Below are 26,024 nucleotides of genomic sequence, written 5' to 3' on the forward strand. Positions count from 1 at the left end.
TAAAGATGAGTAAATATGAGAAAAGTATTAAGCATCAATTAATTTGCTTTCTTGAAAAAGACTCAAATACTCTGGACTTTATTGACGAATTATCAAGTGTAGGGGATTTGTTGTTTTTTGGTGGATCTGTACGAGATATATGTATATTTCAAGAAAAAGCAGTGATGCCTCGAGATTTTGATATAGCTATCAAATTTGAGCAAAAGGATAGGTTTAATTCTTTAACTGAAAGATATAGTTATAAACAAAATAGGTTTGGAGGATATAAATTTATAGTTTCAAATGTAGAATTTGATATTTGGGATTTAGAAAATACTTGGGCATTTAAACATACTAATTTAACACCAAGTGAAGCAAATTTAGCTAAATCTGTGTTTCTAAATATTGATGGGATAGTCTATAATTTTAATAAAGATATACTATATGATGAGGTCTTTAAATCATCTCTCAAAGATAATAAGTTGGATATTACTTTAGAAGCAAACCCACAGATTGAATTAAATTTGTTGAGGGCGTTAGTGTTTAAAGATAAATACAAATTGGGATTTTCAAATAAATTAAAAAATGTCTTTAAAGACTTTCATTATAAAAATTCAAACCAATTGATAGAGAATTTATATGAGTTGCAATTTTCACATTATAATATGGAGTATTTTTCAAAGGATTGCATAAAGGAAAAACTAGATTATATTTAATTATTATAGAGCATCTACAATGGTATGAATAAATACCTTGTTGATGCTTATTTTTTCGATTTTATCTTAAGAACCTCACTTACCCACATCACGGAGAACCTTATCATAAATAAAATTAAATTTATTGTAAAATGAATAATAGAATTAATAAAAAGTGAGCCGAACCCTGAATAGTGGACCTATTCGGGGTTCAGCTCATTGGTCATCATAGTCACCTTTTTCCATTATAAACAAAAGTACCCTAGAAGATAGCTTTTTTCGAAGTGTCTTATTCACAGGTATCATATTATCGTTTATCGTACTCTTTTATTCCTTCATAACATAATTTATCGCCGATAACATATACTTTGATATTCATGGATAACCTCCTGCTAGAATCTCTTATTTTATAAGAAGATATGAAATTATATAACCATAAGCAATATATTTAGCATAAATTATGGTTAAAAATGGCCTGCTAACTACTACCTATTAAATGTTTGCTCATATGCTTTTCATTGGGGGTACGCTTCTTTGCGTTATGCTTGTGGTTTATTATAACCTTTATAAAAGTTATTTAGTAAGGTGTGGAATATCTATTAAATGTAACATGGAGGGAGGGGATCTATCTAGTATAGATGGGCTTCCTCTCCTTTTTCTATTGGGGTTTATCATTGGATAAACAGTAAATCTATTTTGATAAAATTAATTCTGTGAAAAAATTATCTGTTGCACGAATCAACGAAATTGAATCGTATTTAAAGTGAAGGAGGTTAGGTATGAAAACGTTCGCCGGCTTACGTGTTCATGAGATTGTTCAAACTTATAGCGACACCTTAATACGAATCGCTGTGCAGCAGACAAAAAATATGTCTGAGGCTGAGGATATTGTTCAAGATGTCTATATGACACTTATGAGACAGAAAAAACCATTTGATAACGAAGTACATTTAAAGGCTTGGCTTATCAAAGTGACTTTTAATAAATGCAAGGATTATTTTAAGTCTTCCCGCGTCAAGAAGACGGTACCGATAACAGAAGAGATGTCGTTTACCGCAAAAGAGGAACAGATTGTTCTCCCTGAAATTTTTGAGCTTAATCCGAAAGAGAGGACCATTGTTTATTTGCATTATTACGAAGGCTATACGACTGAAGAAATCGCCAATCTATTAGAGATGAAAGTAAACACAGTAGGCTCAAAGCTGAGAAGGGCTCGAATGAAGTTAAAAAAGATTTTAGAGGAAGGGAGTTAAGCGTGATGAGTGCTTATAAGAAAGTGATGAAGCAGATTCATGCTTCCGAAGAATTTAAGAGCAAAATGCAAAAAGAGATGATGGATTATGAGAAAAAAGAAAAGAGGATCTTTATGAAAAATGTAAGATTAATGGTTGGAAGTTTAGTAGCTTGTGCCGTAATTGCTGTGGTTGGTGTAGTTGTTTTACCAAATATAAATAACAATGCAGCGTTAGATTTAACAGAAAGAATTGTAGTGGATAATTCAGGTCCTGCTGCAAGTGCAGCGGTTAATATCGAAGGAGTTATAACAGAAGTTGGAGAAGATGGGCTGAGCTTTACGTTGGATAATGGAATGGAAGTAGTGGTCACAGATGAAACAGAATTGGGAATAGATGGTCCAACAGCACCACCTAAGGAGGAACAGTTATTTGAACCTACATTTAGAGTGGGCAATCTAATAGGTGGTTTTACGGAAGACACATCGGCAAATCCAGTTACTGCAACAGTAATTTATACGAACTGGAACTTTGAGAATCCTATTCGATAAGAGGCCGTTCAATTATAAATCCTCGAACGCTACTTGTGATGGAATCTTACAATAAGAGCTATTTGGGGTTTGTAGAATTTCTTTACCATTTAGAGGGCAAGAAAAAAATAGTACTAAAAGGTCAAAATACATTTAGTAGGTATAAATAAAAAAATGTCTGCCAAAATTAACGATGAAAACCTCATTTAGATATGTTACGATTAACTATAACATAAGTAGGTAAGGTTTTTAGAAGGTGGGACAGAACTCTAATTCTTTGTGACCTTTAGTCAAAAGGATGATAACAATCTGATGTTGTTGAAAAATGGAAAAGATGATGCTTGATAAAAGATATTGGGAAAATCCCAGAAGAGGGAGGTCTGTGATGTGGACTTCTAGAGGAACAGTACAAGCGAGAGTTTACAGAATCGAGCCGTACCCTAGGGAAGCGTCCACAAAAACAAACCTCTGTATTTTCGCATACCAACATAAATTATATACTTAGCTTTTGTAAGTATTTGGACTGTTGAGACATTGAATCTACTGGAAGCTCTCGTTATAAATATAACTTTGTCTTTGTACCATTCATTATTGGTGCTTCTTGATTGTAATTATGCAAGGCCACCGTTTGAAAAGATAACCTGTCCATTAATCCAACGTCCTGCAGTTGCTAAATATGCTACTGTGTCGGCAATATCTTCTGGTGTACCAAGACGTTCAAGTGGTGTGGCTTTAGAAAGATTATCAATCGTCTGTTCATCTTTTCCATCTAAAAATAATGGTGTTGCAGTTGGACCTGGAGCCACAGCATTAACTGTGATATCTTTACCACGCAATTCACGAGCCAATACCATCGTCATTGATTCAACCGCCGCTTTACTTGCAACATATGCACCATATGTTGGGAATTGCGTACGAGTAACAGAAGTAGAAAAATTGATAATTGCTCCTCCCTTGCGAACACGTCGCGCTGCTTGTTGGGATATTACAAAAGTTCCGCGAATATTTGTGCGGTGCATTTTATCTAAATCGGCCATGTTCAGCTCTGCGATAGGACTTAATAACATGATTCCTGCTGTATTGACTACAACATCAATGCCACCTAATTTTTCTTCCACTACATCGAACGCTTCTTGCATAACTTTTTCATCTGCTACATCTCCACCTATGCTAATTGCTTTTCCATCTTGCTTTATAATCTCCTCTACAGTAGCATCCGCATTCGTCTTATTGCCAGCGTAATGCACAGCAACAGCAAATCCCTTGTCGGCTAACTTTTTAACGATAGCGCGTCCAATACCGACAGACCCTCCTGTAACAAGTGCTACTCGTAAATCATATGTTTCAGTCGATATTTTTGTCATAATAATACTCCTTTGTTATGAAAGAATTAAGTTACATTTTTAAAAAATTGTAACTTATCAATAATGTTATTATACACCAATCAGTTACAAAGTAAAGATTTTGTAACTGATTAGCATGTCCTGTATAATAAAACCTAGAAAAAAATTAGAGGGGAGAGCCACTATGGCAATACTCACAAAAGAGAAAATTTTTACTGTTACAGAAGAAATTATTATGAGAAAGGGTGTACAAAAAACCACCCTTTCTGATATTGCAAAAGAGCTTGGAGTTACGCATGCCGCATTTTATAAACACTACAAAAATAAAGAGGATTTATTGCAGCAACTTGCACTTAGATGGTTAGAAACTACCTCTCATGAATTATTGAAATGGGAAGCCCCAAAAGATGTAAGTACTGATGTTGCACTTCATGATTGGCTCTGGCTTCTAGCTACCACAAAGAAAAAACTTTATCATGATGATAAACGTATGTTTCGCTTATATACGGAGTATTTAGAGCGTACTCAAACGCTCGTGAAAGATCATTTGAACCAATTAGCACAAAAGGTAGAGTCTATTAGTGGATTAGAAAAATCAGGCCATGCGATTATTACAGCCTTTGTATATTTCCATAATCCGTATTTTGCAGATCGTTGGGATCATGAGTTTTATAAAGAAACCTTTGAAGATGTGTGGAATTTAATTGTTAACCAAATATCATAATAAGACTTTAGTAATAATTGAAAATTAAAAGTATAGCTCTCCTTGATTTTAATACGGTGCAATCTTACACATAAGTATGTGCGGTTTTGTCACATTGTTAAATTCTTGACTATATAAGATATTTAAATATTTAAGACGCAACCAATATTTAATGGGGGATGGCAACACTAAACTGGGCATACATTATGTGGGCTATCACTTGAATTCCATTGGCGTTTAATAGCCTAAAGTTCCATGAATTCGGATATTATTGAACCAGTGAATATACTCATCAAGTTCAAGGAAGGTGAAATGGGCTTTATTTTGTAACTGTTTTAATTGCCTTTTAATTAAACATTCTTAAGAAAATCTCCATTTATTTTGTACAGGAATAAATTCTATAGCCCAATTTCTCTTCATATCTGGATAGGATATCAAAATGTTTTTCCATAATCTCGTAAAGCTCAGGCTCCATATCATTTGAATAATGGAGATCAGGCACTGAATGGATGGAAGTGTTTTTTTGTATACGAATATGTTCAAAGCCTGCCTGTTTCAGTAGTGCTACCCAATCTTTTTTCATAGTAAGGGAATCAAATCCATAAAATTGTTTAATTTCATGTTCCTCTTTTTCCTTGAGTCGCTGGTTAATTGTTTGTTCAATTGCAATGAAGCGACCTCTATTTTTTAATAAGCGAAAGATTTCTTTAAGGGCTCTAGGCTTGTTGACAAAAGAAAGAACAGATTCAGAAATAATAAAATCAAAATGATTATCTGGTAGCGGGATTTTTTCTGCTGAGGCTTGGATTATTTTTACTGGTAAGCGATGTTTTTGCATTCTTCTTTCGGCTCTTGCAACCATTGTTGGATGAATATCTATGCCGGTTACTTTTGCGCCATATTTGCGAGCTAAATAGGCAGCAGTTTGGCCAGTACCGCAGCCTATATCTAGAATGTGTGAGTTTCTGCTAATATTCTCCCTCTTGAATATTGCCTTTGTTAGATTAATACCACCAGGATGTGCTCCCTCAATACCGAGCTTAGATAAAGAATCTAGGTACTTAGAATATTGAATTATGACCACCTTCTTTATTTGTTTTCGAATGGTAAGAAGCGGTTAAACGAGTGCAAATATGTCTTCTTATATCATATGAATTGAAAATAATAAGGTTTTCTGAGAGCCTTATAAAAAACCACCTAAAACGTTGAATTATCAGCGTTTTAAGTGGTTTGATTTGGCGAATATTAAATTTTCCCTGACTGCATCGTATAATTTCTTTTTACCATGCCTGTTGCAGTCATCATCCCAAATTTTTTATAGTAGGGAATTAGATTTTCGTCGCAGCATAAATCAATCATATAAATATCATCCAGCTCTTGAAGCATTCTTTGAACTAATTCCTTACCGATACCTTTATTTTTATATGCTGGTAAAACTTCGAGGAGTGGAATATAGGCAGAAATAACTCCATCACTAATTGCCGTAATGAATCCAACAGCTTTATTGGTAGTAGTATCTATTGCAATGACTATTTTATTACTATTATTTAATATGTTTAAATGAGTTTCTGTACTTGGTGGATTGGGCCAGTCTATAAAAAAGCCTTCTAACATCTCGTGAGAAATGCCCTCAAGATTATTTTTATATATCACGATTATCATCCCCTAAATTAAATTGTGAAATTAGGGAGATGAATCAATTGTAAAGTAACATATTTATGCCTCCATATATCAATGCTATAAAGTACTCAATTCGACAAAAATTATATATTTCCTATATAGATAAGTCATTTTATTTTGAAAAGGATTTCTTTACATTCAAGTTACTTTAAGGTTTAACATTAAATTGAGGGGTGATGATATGGCTCAGCTTATGAATATACAGGACTTTTCCGAAAGAACGGGCATTTCTAAAAGTGCACTAAGGTATTATGAGCAGAAAAATTTACTTTTTCCTTGGGGAAGAAGTACAAATGGCTATCGCTTATATTCTGATGACCAAATTGCAACAGTGAAGTTAATTTCAAGCTTACGCTTAGCTGGAATACCTATAAAAGATATTCAAATTTATTTATTGGAAAACGAAGAGACAAGACGACAGGAAATGATGGAAAATTGGATTTACAACGTAAAAAAGACACGAGACCTTTTAATGGTGAGTTTACGCTACCTAGAAAGTGACTCTATAAGTAAGGAAATTTATTTAATAGAAAAAAATGCAGAGCAAATTATTTGGTTTACTGCCGAATCTAAAACGGGGGAATTTAAAGGACATTTTTCGAAAAGAAGAGGTGAATTGCAAAAGTTAAATATTCCATTTAAAAATTGTTACTTGAAATATTTATCTGGTAAAGATTTTATTAAAGCCCAAATTGGCTTTGGCGTTCCGACTGACTTAAAAATAAATGATTTAACAGAATTTGCTTTAATAGAAAACATGCCTAAATGCATCTGTATCGCAATGCCTTTTAATGAGCCACTATCTAAAATCCAAAATAGTTACAATAAACTAATGTCCTATGCACTCGAACATAAGTGGACACCAATAGCGCCCATACTAGAAAGGTACTACGGTGAGAATTTTACCGAGTTGGAGTTGTTAATGCCTGTCACTCAAATTGAAAGAAGAGGAGAATGACAAATGAAAGAATTAACGATAAGAGTAGTCGAGTTACAGGGCAGTTATTTCGAGCAGGGTTTAAAGCAAAGTGAGGAAATTAAATCGACACAGCTTAGTTTGCTTGAGACGTTGAGCTCTAATTCAAATGTGAAGAAGGCGAAGGAGATACTAAAGGCTATTTCGCCGAATCTTTTAGAAGAACTTAGAGGTTTAGCAAATGGATTAAATATGGAACTAGATACAGTAATAAGACTTTATAGCGGTTATGATATATCCTTTCCATCAATGGGATGCACCGCCTTTATAAATGACGACTATTATGTACGGAATTATGATTTTAGCCCAGAGCTGTATGATGCAAGGCTCGTTTTTTCTCAGCCAATCGATGGATATGCAAGTGTTGGGTTTAGCCAGCAAATGATTGGAAGGCTTGATGGTATGAATGAAAAAGGGCTTGTTGTCGGATTGCACTTTGTAAATAATGAGGATAAAGAAGAAGGGTTTATTGCGACGACAATAGTGAGACTGTTGTTGAATCAGTGTGCATGCATAGAAGAGGCAATCGACTTAATTTCTATTATTCCTCATGGGTTTTGCTACAATTATTCGATTACAGACCAAAGTGGAAGAGGCGTGTTGGTGGAAGCTTCTCCTCAGAAGCAATTTGTCAGCTTCGGAAATCCGCTAATCTGTACAAATCATTTTGATTCACAAGCATTACGAGAAAAAAATAGGGAAGAGATACAAGAATCAGTAAAGCGTAAGGCGTATATAAATAGTCTATTAACAAAGAAGCTTTCACCAATAGCTGCATATCATCATTTTAATGATGGAGATTCCCCTTTGTTTTACAAATACTACAAAGAGTATTTCGGAACGCTGCATACAGTTGTTTATTTACCAAAAGATTTAAGCATCATAATTGGTATTGGTGAGAATAGTGAACCAATAATGCTGTCATTAACAGGATATTTGGATGGAACTTGCAGTCTACCTAAAGTTATAAAAGGAACAATTAATTAAATTGGTTAAATTGGATAATAAAGTAATTAATGGTATGGTTAAAGAAGGAGGGGGAAAATGGATTATAAAGTGGAGATTAACATTCCCATAGCCAATAATGAAGTACCAGAATTAAGAGAAATGATTGGCTAGGGAAGACGCGATAAAGATTACCCAGCGTTGTTTGAACGTTGTAATTTTTGGGCTGGTATTAGAAATGGGAATAATGAACTAATTGCCTTTGGTTATGTTTGTGGAATGGGCTTAGAACATGGCTATATGGAAGATATTATGGTTCATCCGGAATACCAAGGAAAAGGAATTGGTGTTAAGTTAGTAAAAGAATTATTGCGAGAATCTGAACGTTTTGGATTAGGAATTGTAACAGTAACATATGAGGAGAAAAATACTAATTTTTATAAAACCTGCGGCTTTACACCAAGCGCAGGTGGGGTATGGCAATTAGATTTGTAATAAAACCAGACTTTTGCAATAGGTTTTACAAGAAATCACTATATAAAGGAATGGGGACAGGTGACAAATCAAACACATGTTAATTGGGGTGGACATAGAATCAAGCTGACGTGGTTACCTAATGAAATTATAGATATTAAAAAAGTTACAAGTGTTCACGGATATTGCTTTTATAAAGGCAATGTCTTATTGGTAAATGTAGAAGGAAGAGAGTTTAATATTCCTGGTGGGCACATTGAAACAGAAGAAAGGCCAGAAGAAACATTTCGAAGAGAGGCATATGAGGAGGGCTATGTAGAGGGGAATATTCAATATCTTGGAGCTATTGAGACTAGTCACGAAGATAATCCTTTGTTTGTGGAGGGTGGAAAGTATCCACTTGTTGGCTATCAACTCTTTTACAGAATGGATATAGAAAAGTGCCATCCATTCCTTCGAGAGAACGAAACTATCACTCGAATATGGGTGGAGCCAGAGGAAGTTCAACATGTTATGAATGACCATGAGCTTTCTTTATTAGTATTAGAAGAAGTGATGAGTGTAAAATAACTTCAGCCTATCATAAATAGACATAGTTTTTTAGAAGAGCGCGGTCCATATTTGAAGATGGTGCTCTTTAACTATGTTATACATTGATAATAGAAATTTAACATTGCAAACAAATTAGACGTTTAGCATTTCTAATGGAACATTGATTTTAAATGAAAAGCTGACTTACAGATTTACGAATACAAAGGTAAGCCAGCTTTTCTGTTTAATATCGCAAATACAACGTCACAGGTTTATTTTGCAAAGTATCCCAAGCAGACCATGCCTGCGTGTAAGCCGCATCCGTATAAATACTCTTAATAATTTGATCAGTATATGCTTTTGTCACAGTTGTTTTACTACCTTTTAGAACAACACTTTGAATGGAATTGCTGTAAACAGAGCTAAAATCAAAGGATATTACACTAGCAGGTATTGTTAAGGTTTTTAGCTTGTTATGAGTAAATGTTTCCGCATCAATAGTTGTTAATTTACTAGGTAATGAGACAGATGTAATTAGATTTTCACTAAATGCGTTTTTGCCGATATGCACAACATTATTTGGCAATACTAGGCGTGGTAATTGGTTAACTGCGAATGCGCTATTACCAATACTTTGTAAGGTTTTAGGTAATGTTAATGTTGTGATTTTATTTCCAAAAAATGCGTAATCATGGATGCTAGTTACCCCATTACCGATAACAACCTTGTTCATGGAATTGGAACTAAAGGCACCTTTACCTAGTGTCGTAACTGAATTAGGTATTGTCACCCCTCGCAGTTGATTATAGAGAAAGGCATTTTTACCAATTGATTTGACTTTGGCAGGGATGATGAGCTGCTTTTTCGCATTGGACATATTGTTATTAGCAAATGCGTAGTCGCTGATTTCTACAAGGCTTGTTGGTAGCTTCACCTCTATATTTTGATTGAAATTTGTACTATCAAAGGCAGAAATACCAATCTTTCGAATCGAATTAGGTAGTGAAAATTGGCTCACAATTTTCTTTGTATAATCATATTGCTCTAAACCAAGTGGTGTTAAATGGGGTGTAAAGGCAAAATGCCCGATTTCAGTGACAGGCAAATTATTAATTTTTGCAGGGATAGTAAATTTCGTTTTTGTTGTTTTTTGATTATAGCTGGTAATTTTAATTTCCTTTTTGCCATTATTATTTATAATTGTATAGTACAAATCTTGATATACTTTATCTTTTTTCATTTGCAAATGGTCAGGTAAAGTATAGCTTTTAATTGGGTTACCGCTAACAATATCACCTAAAATCGATGTGACAGAATTCGGCACTGTAATCGTAGTAAGCTTGTTAGATGAGAATGCGTGACGGCCAATTGATTTTAATTTACTCGGTAACGTGATTTTTGTTAATTGATTGTTTAAAAAAGCACTATGTCCAATGTGCTTAACTGAATTTGGAATCGTCACACTAGTGATTAATTGTGCTAAATAGGCTTCGTTCTCATGTAACGAAATCATTTCATCCCAGTAATCAGCCGCTGGTGTATAAAATGCACCACTAGCAATTTCGGTAACAGGATAACTTTTAATAGTAGCTGGAATGACGATGTTTTTTGATGAGCATTTTTGCCAACGATAATTACTTCTTTTTTCCCGTTTGGCTTCGTCACAATCTCATACAACACATCCCCATACGCTTGTACTCCCGCAGCAGATGCTTTAGCCCCCATAAAAACAAAACATAGTATAACTACAGCGATGGTCATGTATAACTTTTTCATATCCTTCATCCTCCTCAATCGTTTAATGCGCCGTATAGACGGAGGAATTGGAGAAAAGTTTCAAAAATAATTTTAAAATTATTGATAGCTTGCAGTATAAGAACAATCTTCATTAATTTCTCAACTGCAATGTAATAAGTATTACATTCTTATAAGGATAGATAATGTGCTACATCTTTTTATTTCTATCATAATGACAAGGTAGAGGCAGTCTCCAATTGTAGTGAATGGCAGACATACGGATTGCTATGACAATAAGAACAATCAATGTGAGCTCAAGGGGAGAGCTCCAGCCAAACCAAATAGGAATTGCACATAGAATGGTTAGAATAGCATGAATTTCTTCCTTCAATGCAAGTGGTTTTCGACCAGCAATCGTGTCTCGAATCAGCCCGCCACCTACACCAGTAAACAGTGCTGCCAAAATCATTAAGCCTAAATCATTGGAAAAAGCTTCACTGGCTAGCATTGCCCCTTGAAGAGCGAAGGAAGCAAGCCCAATTGAATCAAAAAATAACCCCCAGCGTCGCCAATGATCAATCCACTTTAGTGGAATTAATACGATGATTGTCAATGTGATTAACACCGTAAAAATAGCGGAATGCTCCCAAAGCTCAGTAGCAGGAACACCAATAATTAAATTTCGAATTAATCCGCCCCCAAAGGCTGTAATAAAGCCTAGTGCGTATACTCCGATAAAAGAAAATCTCGCTTCAAGAGCAACAAAAGCCCCGGTAGCAGCATAAGAAATAATGCCAATAAAATGTAGGAAAATCCAAGCCATCTTTTCAAAAGCCTCCTTATTCATCATTTTCACACAAAAAAACTCCACCACAAGAAGTCTTGTAAAAAGACCTTGTAGTGGAGTAATCAATTAGCAATCCTTACTAATGAATCAATCCATCCATTTGAAAAGAACAAATAGCATTTTAACAAAAGACTTTATTAGAATACCATTTAAAAGAGTGTTCATTTCTTTCATTATACTACGCTGCTTAAAAAGAACAAGAGAACCTTTAAATCGGTTTAAAATATTTACTGTGCCTGCAAAACAATAAGAAAACATTAAGAATTACTATGTAAGTTTGTTAAGATTTACTTAGTATTATATCCTTATGCGAATCCTATAAGGGTAATCACGTGGACCTAAATAGCTGGAGGAGTGAATGTAGTTGAACATTTTGATTTGTGATGATGATAAAGAAATCGTTAGGGCGATTAGCATTTATTTAGAAAATGAGGGATATCAAGTATTCAAAGCCTATGATGGTATTGAGGCAATCGATTTAATTCGAAATAACGTTATCCATCTAATTATTATGGATATTATGATGCCAAAAATGGATGGCATTACAGCAACGATGAAAATTCGGCAAGATAATATGATTCCAGTTATTATGCTTTCTGCTAAGTCGGAGGATTATGACAAAATTCTTGGGTTAAATATTGGTGCAGACGATTATATGGCGAAGCCGTTTAATCCATTAGAGCTTGTAGCTCGAGTAAAATCGCAGCTAAGAAGGTATACGACATTCGGTAGTCTTGAGGTGAGCAGTAGTGTGTTTCAAACGGGTGGTCTAACGATTGATGATGAGAAGAAAATTATTACAGTTGATAAAAAAGAGGTACATTTAACACCGGTTCAATATAAAATTCTAAAGCTGCTCACAGCGAATGCTGGTCGAGTTTTCACAATCGAGGAAATTTATGAAAAGGTCTGGAATGAAAGTGCCATTAATCCAGAAAATACGGTTGCGGTTCATATTCGAAAGATTCGCGAAAAAATTGAAATTAATCCGAAAGAGCCGAAGTATTTAAAAGTGGTATGGGGAGTTGGATATAAAGTTGAAAAATATTAGTCATGCGTTAATTACAAAGGTAGTTGTCTTTTTACTTGCCGTGATTTGTGTAATGGGGGCAACAAAAACCATCGTGGATATGGGAACTAATAATATTCACCTTAGCAGTATCAACCAAGAGAATTATTTTGAAAGTCGAACATCTGCCGACGAAAGCCGTCGCCTTATAAATGCTTTAACGCAATTAGTTGGGAAATATAAAAGTGAAAATTACATTTTCAGTGGTAAGACGCTAACAGAAGAAGATATTAGAGAAATCGAGGAAGAGCTATATATTGATTTCCGTCATTCCTACAAATATGATTCAAATTTGAATGAAGCAGAAAATAAGCGCATATACAAAGAGCAATATGCAGCTGACATAGCTAGTAAAAAAGAAGAAAGAATGAGGGAGCAAGTAAGGGAATTTTATCGCTTACTCAGCATGCTAGAAGCATACGGAGATATCGTATTCTATGCGACTGATGGTGAGCATGTATTTTCCAATAGTGAACTCAATAAAGCAGAGCAATTTAAATCATTTGGTGCATACATGCTATTTGAGGATTACCAACAAAAGTTATATCCAAAGGAAATGAAAGAAAGCGACTATCTACATTACTTTACGGGTAGTGTAGAAAATTTGAATCCACAAACAGACGTTATTTATATAGGGTTTAAAGAATCTTATTTACAGCAAAAAATATCGCAATGGGAAAAGGACAAAGAGATTGCTAAAAGCCTTCTGAATGAATTTCTACTATTTTTAGCAGGGTTTATTGTATCGTTTGTTTATTTAATCATTGTTATTGGTAAAACATCATTCAAAGATAAAAATATTCATTTTTATGCTACTGACAAACTATATAATGATGTCAATATTGCGGTAGTTATGTGTTTAGTAGCAATATGGTTAGCAATGATGTTTGAGCTGTTGCAAGGTATATATATGCTTCTTGCACTACCGATTTTAATGATTGCCTTATCGCTAGTTTTGTCACTTGTAAAGCATATTAAAAATAAATCATTAATTCAGCATACGCTTATTTATCAAATACTTAAAACGTTTTTCCTTTGGGGCAAAAATGTATTTGATAGCGGCAGTACAGGTATGAAAATCGTGCTACTTGTTATTGGCTATCCAATTGTAGTTGCAGCAACGTTTTTCATGTTTCCTATTACAATAGGCGTAGCTGCGTGGCTTGCGATGAAAAAAGTGAAGTCGTTTAACCGCATTAAAGAGGGTGTAGAGCAAATTAAAAATGGCAATTTACAGCATCGCATTGAAGTGGATGGGAAAGGTGAATTTAGCCAGCTTGCAGGGAATATTAATAGTATTACAGATGGCTTAAAAAAGTCAGTGGATAGTGAGATCAAGAGTGAGCGTTTAAAAACAGAGCTTATTACGAATGTTTCACACGATATTCGGACACCTTTAACATCCATTATTACGTATGTCGATTTATTAAAAATAGAAAATGACCCTGAGCGCATTGCTGAATATGTAGATGTGTTAGATCAAAAATCAAAAAGGCTTAAGCAGTTAACAGATGATTTATTTGAAGCGGCGAAAGCTTCAAGCGGTAGCATGCCTGTTCAGTTAGAGCGGATTGATATCGTCTCATTACTAACACAAGGAATTGGAGAAATGGCTGAAAAAATTGAAGCATCTGCATTGGATGTTAAGCTAGCCCTCCCAAATGAAAAGGTATATGCCAAGGCTGATGGAAAGCTGTTATGGCGCGCCATCGAAAACCTATTCTCGAATATTTTTAAATATGCACAGCCTGCATCAAGGGTGTATATTGATGTTGAAGATTTAGGGAATGAATTACTTGTAACATTTAAAAATATTTCAGCATATGAACTGAATATTTCAGCTGATGAGCTAATGGAACGCTTTACAAGAGGAGATGAATCTAGATCAAGTCAAGGAAGTGGATTAGGGTTGTCCATTGCTGAAAGTCTTGTTCATCTTCAGCACGGTAAATTCCTAGTGCGAGTAGATGGTGATTTATTTAAAGCGATGATTTATTTACCGAAATTTCCAGCTGAATAGTTTTCACTAAAAAACCATTAAAAACGCCAATTAAAGCGTTTTAATGGTTTTTTTGCTTATAAGATAAGGCTGACAATAATACTTGAAAGAATGCTGACGAGTGTAGCACCGTATAAAAGCTTTAAGCCAAAGCGTGCGACAACATTCCCTTGCTTTTCATTGAGGCTTTTAACAGCTCCAACAATAATACCAATAGAAGAAAAGTTAGCGAAGGAAACGAGGAAGACAGAAAGAATACCTGTTGTTCGTTCGCTAAAGTGAAAATTGCCCCCAGATAAATCTAGCATTGCTACAAACTCATTCGTTAACAGCTTTGTTGCCATAATGGCACCTGCATTAACTGCTTCTGAGAGAGGAATCCCCATAATCAATGCAATTGGAGCAAATAAATAGCCTAATATCGTCTGGAACGAGATATTAAATAATAGCTCAAATACATGGTTGAATCCAGCCATTAATGCTATAAAGCCAATCAGCATAGCCCCTACGATAACAGCGACCTTAAAGCCATCAAGAATATATTCGCCAAGCATTTCAAAAAAGGACTGCTTTTCATTCTCCTGGATTTCTAAAATATCCTCGCTTGGATCAATTGTGTATGGATTAATGATGCTCGCTATAATGAAGCCACCAAATAAATTTAAAACTAAAGCAGTGACAATATATTTTGGTTCTAGCATCGTCATATAAGCTCCAACTATAGACATTGATACTGTGGACATTGCGGAAGCACATAAAGTATATAAGCGTTGATTTGAAAGTAGACCGAGCTGTTTCTTTAATGTGATGAAAACCTCGGATTGTCCAACCATTAATGAAGCAACGGCATTATAAGATTCAAGCTTCCCCATGCCATTTACTTTACTTAGCAGTAATCCAATGCCCTTCATAAGGAATGGCAAGATTTTTAAGTGCTGAAGAATTCCAATTAACGCAGAAATAAATACAATTGGTAGTAATACATTTAAAAAGAATGGGGATTGTCCCTCGTTTGTTAAGCCCCCAAATACAAAGGAAACCCCTTCGTTTGCATACTCAAGCAACGTACCAAAAATAGCGGCTATCCCTCTAATAATGATTAATCCAAACTCTGTATTTAACAGCAACAACGATAAAACAATTTGAATAACAATCATCGTAATAATTGGTTTGAATTTTATTTCTTTTCGATTGGCACTTGCCAACCAAGCCAAAAACAATACAACAAAAATACCTAAAATAGAAATAATGTAGTGCACATGTAACCTCCTGTTTAACTTGACTCAGCAGATACAGAAATCCCCACTGCTATAGGGGGAATAGATGCTGAAAGGCTCCTTTGATTAGAGAGAGGGCCAAACTCCCTGCCGAGAAAGTAGAACTCAGTCTAAGAACGCCACGACTGAGTGACCAATATCTTGTTGTCCTAAGCCTCCAGTGGATGTCGCAGATTTTAAAGAGGTGCATTTTGAGCAAGCTCGAAAAAATTGGACATAATTGATAAACAAACAACTGACTTATTATAAAAACAAAAAAGGAGAATTTCAAATATTAAAACCTCTGCATATACTAGCTATGAAAAACCTCATTATAAATAGGTAACATTTCCTCTCAATTGTTTCCCATTAACAGCGAATATATTCACTACAAAATTGTTTCCTGTTATCTTGATATTTCTAACAACGAATGATTTTCTATTTGAAATTTCAATTTGTAGTTGACCAATTTACCCAATTAATGTAATATGTTATTGATAATGATTATCATTATCAATATATTTATAATTTCAAATAATCTACTAGTACCCTTAATTAAAGTAGGAAGGAGTATGATTGATCAGCAATTTATTTCCTTAATAAAGTTGAAAACATTGTAGATCAGGTCTTTACTTTTAAAATAAGAGGGACTTAGATTTTTCGTTACTTAGGAGTATTTCCTGCTTTCTGGATAGCTCCTTTATTTTTAGTGGAGAATGATAATCATTATCGATTTGTAACAGTAAGCTCTTTGAAAGGGTGGTAAATTACATGCAACAAACTGCTAAACAGATTGCAGAAAACGCAACATTTCAGGCATTTATAAATTGTTATATACGAGAAGTAAATAGTGGACATTTAGTTAGGAGGGAGAAGTGGATAAAAGAGCAGCCATTGACTCCATTGATTACAGAGGCACATATGCTAGAGCTTGAGCTTCCAATGCAAAATAGCCGCTTTGCATTCGGTGTAGAATACAAATCTCTTGTTGGCAGACATAGGTTTGGTATTGCGTTGAAGTATTGTACGCAACAACAAAAATGGTTTGTGGAAGATAGATTAACGATACTAATCATACTTATCCAAGAGCTACACTTAATGGCTAAGGCAAATGGGTGTAGCGGACTTTATTCTCATTTTGACGAACTTATTTTTCGGCTAATGGAAAGCTACCAAACGATGGCAAATTATATTGAAAAGAGCTTGGAGGATAAGAAGGAAGACAGGATGATTGCTACGTTTATTGAAGCAGAGCAATCCCTCGTATTTGGACATTGGCTCCATCCAACACCTAAAAGCAGGCAAGGGATGGCAAATTGGCAACAAACGAATTTTGCTCCAGAGCTACAAGGCTCATTTCAGCTTCACTATTTTCATGTTGACCGTCAAATGGTGAAGGAGTCCTCCATTTTAGAAAAAAGTGCGAGTGAGCTCATTTCCCAGTCCATTACAAAATTACACCCAGACTTTGTGATGTCAAAGAAGGATTATCTTATTCCAATGCATCCGCTCCAAGCACAGTGGCTTTTACAGCAACAATATGTAAAAAAAGCGCTAGCTGAAGGGTTAATAAAATATGAAGGTGCAATGGGATCTTTTTATACAGCTACCTCTTCAATAAGAACGGTATATAGCGCAAATGAAGAAATGATGTATAAGTTTTCAATCCCTGTGAAAATAACGAATTCATTGAGGGTAAACCGAAAACATGAGCTAAAAGCTGGAATTGTAATGGCCCAATTAATGAATAAGATTGATTTCTTACAGAAGTATTCATCTTTTCGAATGATTGATGACCCAGCCTATATAACTGTAGAATTTCCTAACCAGGAGGAATCAGGATTTGAGGTTATTTTTCGTTCAAATGAATTTCCTCAAGGAAAGGATGAAGGAATTTGCATGCTTGCAGCTCTTGTACAAGAGCCTCTACAAAGTGAAAAATCGAAGCTATATCAGCTTATTTTAAAAATTTCTCAATCAGAATGTCGTTCAGTAGAAAGCGTAAGCTTAGATTGGTTTGAAGCTTATTGGAAATGTGCTATTGAGCCAGCGTTAAGGCTATACGATGAGTATGGAATTGCTCTTGAAGCCCATCAACAAAATAGTGTGTTAGACATTTCTTCAGATTATCCAACGACTTATTATTATCGAGATAATCAAGGATATTATTTATCAAAAAAATATAAGAAGCGGCTTCTTGTAATAGAGCCTACTTTATGTGAAACAGAGGAGCTGTTTTACGAGGATACCCTTATTCATGATCGATTTACCTATTATTTGTTTATGAATCAATTGTTCCCTCTTATTGCTCGCTTTGGAGAAGATCAACTTATTAATGAAAAGGTTCTTTTGAAGTGGTCTATGAATCAACTGCAATTGTTGGAAAAGGAATTTGCAGGTCTCGGCAAGGAATTTGTTCGTAATATTCTAAAACAAGAAAAACTCGCATTTAAAGCAAATTTATTAACAAGATTCCATGATGTAGATGAATTAGAGGCCGAGCTTGAACAAGCAGTATATACGAAAATTCCCAATCCATTTATTTTGCATTATGAGGAGGCGGAATATGCAACAACTTTCTAAAAAAACAGAGCTGCGTATAAGGCGACAGCTTGTGGAAGCAATGATTTTTGAAGGGCTGATTGAATATGAAGAAACTCAAATAGATCAATGGACGGCACTTTTTACGCTTATCGGAAAGAATTGCACCTATCGTTGTGAAGGAAGGAGAACGGCATTTGACCGCATCCGCATAAAGGAAGATCGTATTTTTCTAGTAGGAAAAGGTGAAACGTTGTTAGAGGCAACGCTTGAAGATTTAGTAAATGAGCTAGTTGCAGCTCCTCGCGATAAAGCTCGATTACTGAAAGAGCTTCATCTAACAAGGAAGCTGTGCGAATGGAACGAGCAGCATCTTCAAATGCCCATATCAAGAAGAAGTTCAAGCTACGAAGAATTAGAATCTGAAATTATTGAAGGACATCCATACCACCCATGTTTTAAATCACGAACTGGTTTTACAATTGATGATCATAAAAATTATGGACCTGAAGCAAAGCAAAAATTCCCCCTTCAATGGGCTGCGGTGAGAAGAAGCTATATGCGAATCGCTGTACTTGAAGGGGAAGAAAGCTTTTGGCAAAGGGAGCTAGGGCATTTAATGTGGAATACACTACTTGCCAAGCTTGCGCTATCGGATGGAACATATGAGGAATATACGTTTTTACCAATTCATCCTTGGCAATGGCATAACATGAAGGACGAGCTTGCTGAATTAATTGAGCAAAAAGATTTAATTCCTTTAGATGTGGAGGGAGATTACTATCGTGCAACTCAATCGGTACGAGCATTATGGAATTGCTCAAATCCTCAAAAGGCACATTTAAAATGCGCTATGAATATGGTGAATACTTCCTCACTACGAAAATTGCATACACATGCTGTTTGTGCTGCTCCTTATATTTCAGAATGGCTTAAACAGGTGATTCATTCAGATGATTATTTACAAAATGAAGCTTCTCTAATTGTGCTTGGAGAATATGCAGGGGTCATTTTTGAGCCAGATGTAAAAAGGCATAGTGCAAAGCTAGAAGGGCAGCTTGGCTCAATATGGAGAGAAAGCGTGCGCCTATATATGAAGGAAGGAGAGGGAGCTGTACCGTTTAATGCGCTCATGATGTTAGAGAAAGATGGACGTCCATTTATAGCAGACTGGTTACTTCGATATGGAACGGAGGAGTGGCTAGAGCGCTTGATTGAAGTGAGCGTTATTCCTGTTTGGCACTTGCTTGTGGCACACGGTATTGCTGTTGAGGCTCATGCACAAAATGTGATTTTGTTACATGAAAATGGCTGGCCTACTCGTGTTGTGCTAAGGGATTTCCATGACAGCATTGAATATAATGAAGAGTTTATTGTAGACAAAAGCCTTGTTCCAGCCTTTGCAGCGATACATGAACGCTTTCAAGATGCACCTGTCGATCGTTACTATTGGATGTCCTCTGTAGAGGCTTTACGAGAGCTAGCAATGGATACATTATTCGTGTTCCATTTGAGTGAGCTTTCTTATTTATTAGAGGAGCACTATGGCTTTGAAGAAATAAGCTTTTGGCGTCAGGTGAAGAATGGGATAGACAAGCACTTTAAACGATTCCCAGCACTAGGCGCAAGAAATGACCAGCTTCAACATACGTACAAGCATATTCATGTTGAATCTTTGCTAGCAAAGAAGCTTCAAAATCAAGAGGAAGGTAATTTTCGACATATTGTTAGCAATACATTGGCACAAGTGGATACAAGGAGGAACGAGGATGTTTTATGTTAATGATCAATTTTATACGATAGAGGATATTGAGAATCAATATGAAATATATGATAGCTTACCTCAGTTAAAAGAGTGTAATAACCTTAGAATAGCTATTTGTACAGATGATACTTTCCAATATATAACCCTTTGTTTATATATTCGTCAAAAGGGTGGCTCAGTTGTCCCAATCCATGTAGCGACGCCAAAGGAGGGGGCTATACGTTTCGCTTCTTCGGCAGGTAGTCATCTGTTATTATTCCGATCAATCAATTGTTTTATTGAACTATCAAATCACTTTAATAATCAAGAGGGAGTATTAGTTCAAATGAGCTCAGGTACGACAGGAGCTCCTAAATGTATTGAACGAACGTGGAGTTCAGTAGAAGAAGAGATTGAAAGCTATGTGAAGGCATTACCTGTAGATTCCATGACCCATTCGATTGTTGCTTGTCCCGTCACGCATTCTTATGGGCTTATTTGTGGTGTTTTGGCATGTATAAGAAGAGGTGCAATACCAGTTATTATTACGAATAGTAATCCTAAATATGTGTTGAAGAAGCTGAAAGAGCATCCTAAGCATATACTCTATGCAGCACCAGCATTACTTTATACATTAAGCCGGTTATTACCTGTTAATCAACAATTTGATCGTGTGATGACGTCAGGAACTGTCATGCCACAAAATTGGCTGACATCATTAAGAGAGAAATCTAATCAAGTATTACAGCAGTATGGGTGCTCTGAGTCTGGATGTGTTGCGATTCATCCTAATGTGGAAGCTGCGCAAGAAATGGGTTACCCTCTGTCTCATTTGAAGGTGACAGCAGGGGATAAACAAACACCAGGTGAAATCATTATTGAATCGTCTACACAAACAATTTATACAAAGGATCTTGGCTATATAGAAAACAATGTTCTTTCTTTTCTAGCAAGGATGGATGACACAATTAATGTCGCAGGCTTGAATGTCTATCCACAAGAGGTTGAAAACGTCTTAATGGATTACCCAAAGGTGATTGAAGCCGTTGTATATAAGAAGCAAAACAGTCTAGCAGGAGAGCGAGTTTGTGTACAATATGTAGCGATTGAGCCAATTGAGGAAAACGAACTTAGGGAATGGTGTCAGCAATTCCTAGCGCCACATCAAATTCCGATGGAGTTTACATTTGTTCATGAAATCGAAAAGCTACCAAATGGGAAAATAAGTAGGAAACAGCTTGGAGGCATATTAGTATGACAAGACAACAATTAATCGAGGGCATCTATACAATTATGAAAAATTCATTAGAGCTACCGACTCTGAGCTCCTTTCATGAGGATGCTCGATTAAATGAAGATTTGTATATGGATTCAATTATGGTTCTTCAGCTGATTCTTCATATAGAGCTAGACCTTGGGATTTCCATTCCTGATGAGATACTCGTCCCTAAAGATTTCAAAACAGTAGGAACGTTAGTTAGCTTTTTAGAAAAATTACAAAAGGTAGCATAATCGGAGGAAAAAATGATAAAAGTTCATTGTTTTGTAAGCTGTGTCTGTGAAGTGATTAAGAAAACGCAAGGCGTGGACCATAGACCTTACTATTTTGGGGTATGGGACGCAGATTTTGATGTGCTGGAAAATGGAGTGCTAACATATCACTCAGATCGAATTGAGCATCATTTCTTCAAAACCTGGTATGAAATGCTCTATGGAATCAAGCTTTACCAATGGTATGACGAAGAGCAATCAAAAGAGCAAAATGTAAATCGATTACTTGACCTATTAGAGAATAAAACAGCATCTCAGCATGTGATGGTCATGCTAGATTTATCAATGCTTCCAGAGCGAGAAAATAAATTTCATCAACGCCCATTTCCGCATTATGTCATGCTAGAAACGACAGAAAATGATGCGGAGTGGTTTATGTATGACCCTGATTTCCGCTGGGAGGGTGTTTTACCAAAGAATCGAATTATAGCGGCTATTCAAGAGCCGACTGTTAAAGGTGGCTATTACTTTGACGCTGAGAGAGTTATTGCCCCAACTACAGAAACGGTTGAAGCTTATTTTAATACATGTATAAAGCTTCATAGTAATCCAATGACAGAAGCAGTTACTGACATTATTAAAATGCATATTGAGGGGAGGGGAAATATAGTAAAGCTTCCAAATGCATTAAAACAGCTGCCCGTTTTAGCTATTAGAAAATATGCATATGAACATGCATTTGCATTCTTTTGGGAGGCTCTTGGACGTGAGGAGACAGGCTTTGAGGCATGGTGTAATGAAATTGAGCGCCTAGTAAATGGTTATACGACGATTCAGTATCGAGCGATGAAGCTTGCAATGACACAGGATTTAGCAGTGGCAGAAGATATTTTTGCGAAGTTGGAGGAGCAAAATCTCCTTGAATTCAGGATAAAGCAAGGGCTCCAAGAGTGTTTTCACGCATGGTTAACATTACAGAACAAGGAAGAGGTCATCATATGAAACTATCAATCTGTACAATCTCATTTCGACACCATCTCTACTCAATTGATCAATTAGCTCATTTTGCAAAAACTCAAGGCTTTCAAGGAATCGAGCTGTGGGGTGCTCATGCAAAGAATTTAGCAGATGAACCGCATTATGGAGCAGATTGGCTACGTTCTTACGATTTGGAAACGAGCATGCTTAGTGACTACTTGCCATTAGAGGCACCTATTGCTGAGATGATGGCTGAAACAGAAAGGTTATCCTCGCTTGCAACACACTGGGGGACGAAGAAGATTCGTACATTCGTAGGTAAAAAGGGTAGTGCAGACACAAGTAAGGAAGAAAGACACGAGCTTATTTCCAGACTTAGAATACTCTGTGATTACCTTGAATCAAAAGGACAAGATTTACTTGTTGAAACGCATCCTAATACATTGACAGATAATCTACCTTCAACGATGCAGTTACTTGAAGAAACGAATCATCCAAGCCTAAGAGTAAACTTTGATGTTTTGCATATATGGGAGTCAGAGATAAACCCTATTTTCGCTCTGAAGCAACTTCACCCGCATATCTCACATTTTCATTTTAAAAATATCGCTTCACGTGCACAGCTTGATGTTTTTTCTCCAAGCAACGTTTATGCAGCGGCGGGGTCTAGAGAAGGAATGGTTCCATTATTCGAAGGTGCGGTAGATTATGATGAATTTTTAGCAGCGGCACGCTCCATTTCCGAGGTAGATGCATCATTGGAGTGGTTCGGACCGAATGTGAAAAGCGTATTAGTAAAAGATGCTCAGGAGGTTAAAAGGGCGTTGCAATTGGTACGAAATTGAGGTTGGAAGCCGTTTAATTCGATTTAAATAAATATAGAAAGAGTCGCCCTTCTTTTATAGAGCGGCTCTTTCTATGGTTCTAAATTTTTGAAAGTGAAAGGTGTAATAGAAAAAGACTTTAAGAGAGATTCATTAAAGATATCTGGAGTTTAAAGTATTTATTGATATTTGACTGCGAGAAGCAAGTGCCCTATAACAAGTTAAAAAGAACGCTCATTTTTCATGTGTGATATTGTGGAAATTATGCAATAAGAAGTGAGGTTATCTATTAAACAATCTTGGTCAAAGCTCAGGTCAAACTACAGTAAAAGTTATTACAGTACCTAGCTTACTATTAATTTCAATACTGTCACCGTGCATTTCAATGATTTTGTGTACGATAGATAAGCCAAGTCCGCTTTTTTCCACAAGATGGATTTGTTTAAATAACATCTAATCTAAAAGAAGGTTTGGAGTTTTAATTGATAATCATTATCAAGTATAATTAATAATAAAGGGATATTTACATTAGGGGGTGTTATTGTTGGATTTGATAAGTTTTTGGCAGTATGCTGACATTCAAGTTACTGGGATTACTCGTAGTAATTTGCCCCCCTATACTAAAGTTCCTGCTACCTTACTTTCTAATAGCAGTTTCATCTTTATAAGGCGTGGTAGTGCGCAATTATTACTTGATGAACAAATTTTTTCCGTCTATGGTATCCAGTTGCTTCATGCTAGGCCTGACAGTTGGATTGAATGGCATACTGGAAAGGAAGCTGTGGAATATATTATTTTGTCATATGAAGCGCATATCGATGAAAAGGTGAATTCACCTTTTCATTTAGTGTATCGTATTTTTCCCTCTAACCCTGCTATATTGCATAATATTTTGGAAAAGATGCTTGAGCTTGTACAAGAAGAGAGAGCTTTGGCCCAATTTCAGATGAAGGTATTACTTTATCAATGGGTTTCTCAAATACTTGAGCAAAGCCAATCTTCCGCTGAACAGCTCAATATTTCTAGCCCCGTTACATTGGTAACAACAACGATGGAGTATATGCTTGCGCATTATACTGAGCCGCTAACGCTTGATTCATTAGCGACAGCGATGGGGTGTAGTGCTGGTCACCTTTCGAATCGCTTTAAACAAATTTTGGATAGAGGTCCTATAGATTGTTTAATTCATTTACGTATGAACAAGGCTTCGCAGCTTTTGGTTGAAACACAAATGCCTATTCGCTCAATTGCTGTTGCGACTGGCTATCAAGATGTCTATTACTTCAGTAAGGCATTTAAAAAGCATCTGGGTATTTCTCCATCTGCGTTTCGTAAGCAAAAGCATATAAGTGAAGATATTCCATCTAATCCTAAAATATATGACATTGTTGATTCAGAATTAGGGTGCTATATTGAAAATGATAATCGTTATCAATTCAATTTTAGAGAAGGAGAATCGACAATGATGTTGAAAAAGCATTTAGCTGTACCGGCAAGTTTGTTGCTTGCATTTGGGCTGCTATTAGGGGCTTGTAGTAGTGCAGGAAACACGGACACTACAAGTGAAAGTACCAATGATACGAAAGAATCGACAGAAAAAGAGCAAGCGAGTACAGAGGAGTCGAGCACAGGAACGCATATCGTTTCTGCTGCAAATGGCGATATAGAGGTGCCTATCAATGCTGAGCGAATTGTGACAGATTATTATGTTGGGCATTTACTAGCATTGGGCATAAAGCCGATTGGGAGCTACGGGCTATATATGCAAAGCCCTTATTTAGAAGGGAAAGTTGACGGAATAGAAGATATTGGAGAAAGCTTGGAAACCATTGTTTCGTTAAAGCCTGATTTGATTATTACAGGAAACACTAAAAATGTGGAGAGCTATTCTAAAATTGCGCCTACTGTATTAATTACCTTTGGCTCAAATGTTCGAGATGAGGTTCGACAAATTGGTCATGTATTAGGGAAAGAAGATCTTGCTGCTGCTTGGGAAAAACAGTTTGACCAAGAGATTGCTGATGCGCGAACGAAAGCACAAGGGTTAATTCCGGCAGGTGAAACTATTACCGTATTTGCTGGAGGAATTCAGAAAACAATTACGATTTATGGGGCAGGCTACACAGGGAAGGCTATTTATAATGAGCTTGAATTGCCGATGCAAGAAAAAGTAGCAGCGGAAGTTGCCCCTGAGCAGCCCTGGCTCGATATTTCCAACGAGGTATTGCGTGATTATGCAGGTGACTATGTTTTCGTAGCGGTAGATTTGAAAACAGAATCCTATGATTATGCCAGCGATTCTATATGGGGAACGCTACAGGCAGTGAAAGAAAATAAATTGTTTGAAATTGATGGCTATCGCTTTTGGTTCTCAGACCCAATTTCATTGCAAGGACAAGTGCATGACATTGTGGATATGTTGAGCGAACGACAGGCAGAGAATAGCTAGT

Annotated in this window: 26 protein-coding genes; 17 read left to right on the forward strand and 9 right to left on the reverse strand. The window is 36.1% G+C overall.

Annotation, left to right across the window (positions count from 1 at the left end; genetic code table 11):
• The first annotated feature begins 5 nt into the window (after positions 1-5).
• The 3 genes from R6U77_RS05200 (at position 6) to R6U77_RS05210 (ending at position 2,457) form a co-directional block, all read left to right on the forward strand.
• On the forward strand, positions 6-695 hold the full coding sequence (locus tag R6U77_RS05200) for a hypothetical protein (protein WP_319837688.1): 690 nt from the start codon (positions 6-8) through the stop codon (positions 693-695).
• Between the two features lie 758 nt (positions 696-1,453).
• Positions 1,454-1,927, forward strand: a complete 474-nt coding sequence (locus tag R6U77_RS05205; protein WP_319837689.1) for an RNA polymerase sigma factor — start codon at positions 1,454-1,456, stop codon at positions 1,925-1,927.
• 5 nt (positions 1,928-1,932) lie between these two features.
• On the forward strand, positions 1,933-2,457 hold the full coding sequence (locus R6U77_RS05210) for a hypothetical protein (RefSeq protein WP_319837690.1): 525 nt from the start codon (positions 1,933-1,935) through the stop codon (positions 2,455-2,457).
• Positions 2,458-3,047: 590 nt separating this feature from the next.
• Here the strand turns inward: R6U77_RS05210 and R6U77_RS05215 are convergent.
• Positions 3,048-3,800, reverse strand: coding sequence for an SDR family oxidoreductase (locus tag R6U77_RS05215; protein ID WP_319837691.1), 753 nt, complete (start codon positions 3,798-3,800; stop codon positions 3,048-3,050).
• A gap of 163 nt (positions 3,801-3,963) precedes the next feature.
• Here R6U77_RS05215 and R6U77_RS05220 point away from each other — a divergent pair, with 163 nt between their 5' ends.
• The gene (locus R6U77_RS05220; protein ID WP_319837692.1) at positions 3,964-4,503 is read left to right on the forward strand and encodes a TetR/AcrR family transcriptional regulator; all 540 of its coding nucleotides are present in this window, start codon (positions 3,964-3,966) and stop codon (positions 4,501-4,503) included.
• 216 nt (positions 4,504-4,719) lie between these two features.
• Here R6U77_RS05220 and R6U77_RS19835 read toward each other — a convergent pair whose 3' ends face one another.
• The 3 genes from R6U77_RS19835 to R6U77_RS05230 form a co-directional block, all read right to left on the reverse strand.
• The gene (locus R6U77_RS19835; protein WP_406601096.1) at positions 4,720-4,833 is read right to left on the reverse strand and encodes an IS3 family transposase; all 114 of its coding nucleotides are present in this window, start codon (positions 4,831-4,833) and stop codon (positions 4,720-4,722) included.
• Positions 4,834-4,858: 25 nt separating this feature from the next.
• The gene (locus tag R6U77_RS05225; protein WP_319837693.1) at positions 4,859-5,566 is read right to left on the reverse strand and encodes a class I SAM-dependent methyltransferase; all 708 of its coding nucleotides are present in this window, start codon (positions 5,564-5,566) and stop codon (positions 4,859-4,861) included.
• Positions 5,567-5,727: 161 nt separating this feature from the next.
• Complete coding sequence (locus R6U77_RS05230; protein WP_319837694.1) at positions 5,728-6,135, reverse strand: GNAT family N-acetyltransferase; 408 nt, start codon at positions 6,133-6,135, stop codon at positions 5,728-5,730.
• 208 nt (positions 6,136-6,343) lie between these two features.
• On the opposite strand from R6U77_RS05230, the gene R6U77_RS05235 reads away from it, so the two are divergent.
• The 4 genes from R6U77_RS05235 (at position 6,344) to R6U77_RS05250 (ending at position 9,127) form a co-directional block, all read left to right on the forward strand.
• Positions 6,344-7,120 (forward strand): helix-turn-helix domain-containing protein, encoded by a 777-nt coding sequence (locus tag R6U77_RS05235; RefSeq protein ID WP_319837695.1) that lies wholly within the window; start codon positions 6,344-6,346, stop codon positions 7,118-7,120.
• 3 nt (positions 7,121-7,123) lie between these two features.
• The gene (locus R6U77_RS05240) at positions 7,124-8,125 is read left to right on the forward strand and encodes a C45 family peptidase (RefSeq protein WP_319837696.1); all 1,002 of its coding nucleotides are present in this window, start codon (positions 7,124-7,126) and stop codon (positions 8,123-8,125) included.
• A 159-nt stretch (positions 8,126-8,284) separates the two neighbouring features.
• Entirely contained in the window at positions 8,285-8,578 is a 294-nt protein-coding gene (locus R6U77_RS05245; RefSeq protein WP_319837697.1) for a GNAT family N-acetyltransferase, read from the forward strand.
• Between the two features lie 60 nt (positions 8,579-8,638).
• The gene (locus R6U77_RS05250) at positions 8,639-9,127 is read left to right on the forward strand and encodes an NUDIX hydrolase (RefSeq protein ID WP_319837698.1); all 489 of its coding nucleotides are present in this window, start codon (positions 8,639-8,641) and stop codon (positions 9,125-9,127) included.
• A gap of 205 nt (positions 9,128-9,332) precedes the next feature.
• On the opposite strand, the gene R6U77_RS05255 is transcribed toward R6U77_RS05250, so the two are convergent.
• The 3 genes from R6U77_RS05255 to R6U77_RS05265 all read right to left on the reverse strand — a co-directional run bounded on the left by R6U77_RS05255 (position 9,333) and on the right by R6U77_RS05265 (position 11,648).
• A complete protein-coding gene (locus tag R6U77_RS05255; protein ID WP_319837699.1) occupies positions 9,333-10,601 on the reverse strand; it encodes a leucine-rich repeat domain-containing protein in 1,269 nt (422 codons plus the stop codon).
• Positions 10,598-10,864 carry a hypothetical protein gene (locus tag R6U77_RS05260; RefSeq protein WP_319837700.1) on the reverse strand — a complete coding sequence of 89 codons (267 nt, stop codon included), beginning with the start codon at positions 10,862-10,864 and terminating at the stop codon, positions 10,598-10,600. Before R6U77_RS05260 ends, R6U77_RS05255 begins: the two co-directional genes overlap by 4 nt.
• 169 nt (positions 10,865-11,033) lie before the next feature.
• Positions 11,034-11,648 (reverse strand): trimeric intracellular cation channel family protein, encoded by a 615-nt coding sequence (locus R6U77_RS05265; protein WP_319837701.1) that lies wholly within the window; start codon positions 11,646-11,648, stop codon positions 11,034-11,036.
• Positions 11,649-12,036: 388 nt separating this feature from the next.
• Between R6U77_RS05265 and R6U77_RS05270 the strand changes: the two genes are divergently transcribed.
• The gene (locus R6U77_RS05270) at positions 12,037-12,723 is read left to right on the forward strand and encodes a response regulator transcription factor (RefSeq protein WP_319837702.1); all 687 of its coding nucleotides are present in this window, start codon (positions 12,037-12,039) and stop codon (positions 12,721-12,723) included.
• Positions 12,710-14,761, forward strand: coding sequence for a HAMP domain-containing sensor histidine kinase (locus R6U77_RS05275; protein ID WP_319837703.1), 2,052 nt, complete (start codon positions 12,710-12,712; stop codon positions 14,759-14,761). The genes R6U77_RS05270 and R6U77_RS05275 overlap by 14 nt, the downstream gene beginning before the upstream one ends.
• Before the next feature lie 56 nt (positions 14,762-14,817).
• On the opposite strand, the gene R6U77_RS05280 is transcribed toward R6U77_RS05275, so the two are convergent.
• Positions 14,818-15,999, reverse strand: coding sequence for a NupC/NupG family nucleoside CNT transporter (locus R6U77_RS05280; protein WP_319837704.1), 1,182 nt, complete (start codon positions 15,997-15,999; stop codon positions 14,818-14,820).
• A 768-nt stretch (positions 16,000-16,767) separates the two neighbouring features.
• Between R6U77_RS05280 and R6U77_RS05285 the strand changes: the two genes are divergently transcribed.
• Genes R6U77_RS05285 through R6U77_RS05310 form a run of 6 tightly spaced genes read left to right on the forward strand, consistent with a single transcriptional unit; the run spans position 16,768 to position 23,595 of the window.
• The gene (locus R6U77_RS05285; protein WP_319837705.1) at positions 16,768-18,579 is read left to right on the forward strand and encodes an IucA/IucC family protein; all 1,812 of its coding nucleotides are present in this window, start codon (positions 16,768-16,770) and stop codon (positions 18,577-18,579) included.
• Positions 18,563-20,320 carry an IucA/IucC family protein gene (locus R6U77_RS05290; protein ID WP_319837706.1) on the forward strand — a complete coding sequence of 586 codons (1,758 nt, stop codon included), beginning with the start codon at positions 18,563-18,565 and terminating at the stop codon, positions 20,318-20,320. Before R6U77_RS05285 ends, R6U77_RS05290 begins: the two co-directional genes overlap by 17 nt.
• Positions 20,307-21,539, forward strand: a complete 1,233-nt coding sequence (locus tag R6U77_RS05295) for an AMP-binding protein (RefSeq protein ID WP_319837707.1) — start codon at positions 20,307-20,309, stop codon at positions 21,537-21,539. Before R6U77_RS05290 ends, R6U77_RS05295 begins: the two co-directional genes overlap by 14 nt.
• A complete protein-coding gene (asbD, locus tag R6U77_RS05300; RefSeq protein WP_293923678.1) occupies positions 21,536-21,793 on the forward strand; it encodes a petrobactin biosynthesis protein AsbD in 258 nt (85 codons plus the stop codon). The genes R6U77_RS05295 and asbD overlap by 4 nt, the downstream gene beginning before the upstream one ends.
• 12 nt (positions 21,794-21,805) lie before the next feature.
• Positions 21,806-22,774: a DUF6005 family protein gene (locus R6U77_RS05305; RefSeq protein WP_319837708.1), complete on the forward strand. Its 969-nt coding sequence runs from the start codon at positions 21,806-21,808 to the stop codon at positions 22,772-22,774.
• Positions 22,771-23,595: a sugar phosphate isomerase/epimerase family protein gene (locus R6U77_RS05310; RefSeq protein ID WP_319837709.1), complete on the forward strand. Its 825-nt coding sequence runs from the start codon at positions 22,771-22,773 to the stop codon at positions 23,593-23,595. Before R6U77_RS05305 ends, R6U77_RS05310 begins: the two co-directional genes overlap by 4 nt.
• Before the next feature lie 294 nt (positions 23,596-23,889).
• Here the strand turns inward: R6U77_RS05310 and R6U77_RS19840 are convergent, their stop codons facing one another.
• Positions 23,890-24,027, reverse strand: coding sequence for an ATP-binding protein (locus tag R6U77_RS19840; RefSeq protein WP_406601077.1), 138 nt, complete (start codon positions 24,025-24,027; stop codon positions 23,890-23,892).
• 91 nt (positions 24,028-24,118) lie between these two features.
• On the opposite strand from R6U77_RS19840, the gene R6U77_RS05315 reads away from it, so the two are divergent.
• Positions 24,119-26,023 carry an AraC family transcriptional regulator gene (locus R6U77_RS05315; protein ID WP_319837710.1) on the forward strand — a complete coding sequence of 635 codons (1,905 nt, stop codon included), beginning with the start codon at positions 24,119-24,121 and terminating at the stop codon, positions 26,021-26,023.
• The last annotated feature ends 1 nt before the right edge of the window (position 26,024 follow it).

The organism is Lysinibacillus louembei (assembly GCF_033880585.1).
In the GTDB taxonomy this organism is placed as follows: Bacteria; Bacillota; Bacilli; order Bacillales_A; family Planococcaceae; genus Metasolibacillus; species Metasolibacillus louembei.